Below are 1,812 nucleotides of genomic sequence, written 5' to 3'. Positions count from 1 at the left end.
AGGGACTCGTCCGCGGCCTCGCCGTCGTCGTCCAGACCGCCGACGCCGGCCAGGACCAGCAGCGGCACTGGCACGCCGCCCAGGCCCGGCAGGCGATGGACCTCGTCCTCGGCGCCCCGCACGCCCAGCAGCTCGAACGAGGCCTCGAGGGCGGTGGCCGCCTCGGCCAGCAGCGCGTCCGTCAGGAGCACGGGGCCGTCCGGGCCGGTGCCCACCCCCACCACGAGGGCGGAGGCGGTCAAGTCCTCCAGGGCGCGGGCGGTCAGGGTCGGGCGGTCCAGGGTGATCACGGACGGGCCTCTCTTCCGGGGGTGGGGGATGCGCCCGGCGGGGTGGGCCGGGCCGTCCCGCGTCATCCTAGCCAGAGGGCTCGCGCGCCCGTCCAGGGCGCGCGGGCGCGGAATAGGAGGGTGCCGTGCCGTGGTTGACTGACGCCAGAGGACAGGGAGGGATCCGCGTCCGCCGCCATCCGGGCGGCGGGGACGGCTCTCCCGCAGACGGACCACCGGAAGGGGAACGAGACGTGCAGGACGCCGCGCCGCTGTACACCCGTCATGAGGGGGCGCCCGTGCCCCCCGGCCTGGGCATGCTCGTGGCCCTGACCGGGCACATGGACGCGGGCCGGGTCGCTCGGCAGGTGCGGGCCGCGCTGCACGAGCACCTGACCCATCGGACCGTGGTCTCCTTCGACGTCGACTCGATGTTCGACTACCGAGCCCGGCGTCCCCGGCTCCGGTTCGACCGGGACCGCTACCGTGATCTGCGTCTGCCCGCGCTCGAGGTGCAGCTGGTCGAGGACCTGCTCGGCCACCCCTTCCTGCTGCTGTCCGGCCCCGAGCCGGACTTCCGGTGGCAGGCGGTGACGGAGGCCGTGCTCGGCCTCGCGCAGGAGTGGGAGGTGGACTCGCTCACGTTCCTCGACGCGGCCCCGCTGCCCGTGCCGCACACGCGGCGGCTCGGGGTCACGACCCACGGGTCCCGCGCCGACGCCGTCGAGGGGCTGTCCACCTGGAGCCCGCAGGCGGACATCGTCGCGGGGCTGCTGCAGATGCTGGAGCTGCGCGCCGAGGAGGCGGACCTGCCGACAGCGGGCTACACCGTCCATGTGCCGCACTACGTGGCCGAGGCGTCCTTCCCCCAGGCGGCCGTGGCCGCGCTCGAGTACGCGGGGGCCGCCATGGGGCTCATGCTGCCCTCGGACGACCTGCGAGACGCCTCGCGGGACATCGAGGCCGAGCTGGAGCGCCAGGTCTCCGGGTCCGGGGAGATCCAGCAGATGATCGCCGGCCTGGAGCGCAACTACGACCAGAACGCCGAGGACCAGGAGCGATCGCTGCTGGAGACCGAGCAGGGCCTGCCCGACGGGGACGAACTCGCCTCCGCCGTCGAGGCGTACCTCGCCGCGCGGGACACCGGCGGCGGGTCCGCTCCTGCACAGGAGGACGGACCCGGCCGTCCCTCCACCGACGACGGGGACTGATCCCACCGCGGGCACCCGGTCGGCCAGGGTGGCGGCATGGAAGCCCCCACCTCGCTCGACGTCCCCGTCCTGCCGGCCCGCGGCCCGGAGGACCTGCTCGCCTACGTCGGCCACGCCCTCGGGCGGTTGCCCGAGGACAGCCTCGTCCTCCTCACCCTGCGCGACGGGCGCCTGCGCGCCGTGGTGCGGGTCGACCTGCCTCCCGAGGAGGTCGACGTCGGCGCCTGGGCCTGCGCCGTGGCCGAGGTGTGCCGGCGGGACGCGGCCGCGGACGCGACGCTCTGCCTCGCGCTGCCGGACGGTGCCCGGGCCACGCTCGCCCGTCCCGGCTG

The 1,812-nt window shown here is 75.6% G+C and carries 2 protein-coding genes and 1 pseudogene; 2 read left to right on the top strand and 1 reads right to left on the bottom strand.

The genetic code is table 11. The features are described from left to right. Positions 1–290, bottom strand: a pseudogene (locus HMPREF3105_RS11970) (leucyl aminopeptidase); the annotation flags it as partial. 233 nt (positions 291–523) lie between these two features. On the opposite strand from HMPREF3105_RS11970, the gene HMPREF3105_RS11965 reads away from it, so the two are divergent. Together HMPREF3105_RS11965 and HMPREF3105_RS11960 are read left to right on the top strand one after the other, a co-directional pair. Continuing rightward, positions 524–1,480 carry a PAC2 family protein gene (locus HMPREF3105_RS11965; protein ID WP_070709814.1) on the top strand — a complete coding sequence of 319 codons (957 nt, stop codon included), beginning with the start codon at positions 524–526 and terminating at the stop codon, positions 1,478–1,480. Between the two features lie 36 nt (positions 1,481–1,516). After that, positions 1,517–1,812: DUF4192 family protein (locus HMPREF3105_RS11960; protein WP_141762540.1), on the top strand; the 296-nt coding region annotated here is incomplete at its 3' end.

Origin of the sequence: Micrococcus sp. HMSC31B01 (assembly GCF_001816085.1) — a bacterium.
Lineage (GTDB): Bacteria > Actinomycetota > Actinomycetes > Actinomycetales > Micrococcaceae > Micrococcus > Micrococcus luteus.
This window is presented reverse-complemented; position numbering and strand designations above follow the sequence as displayed.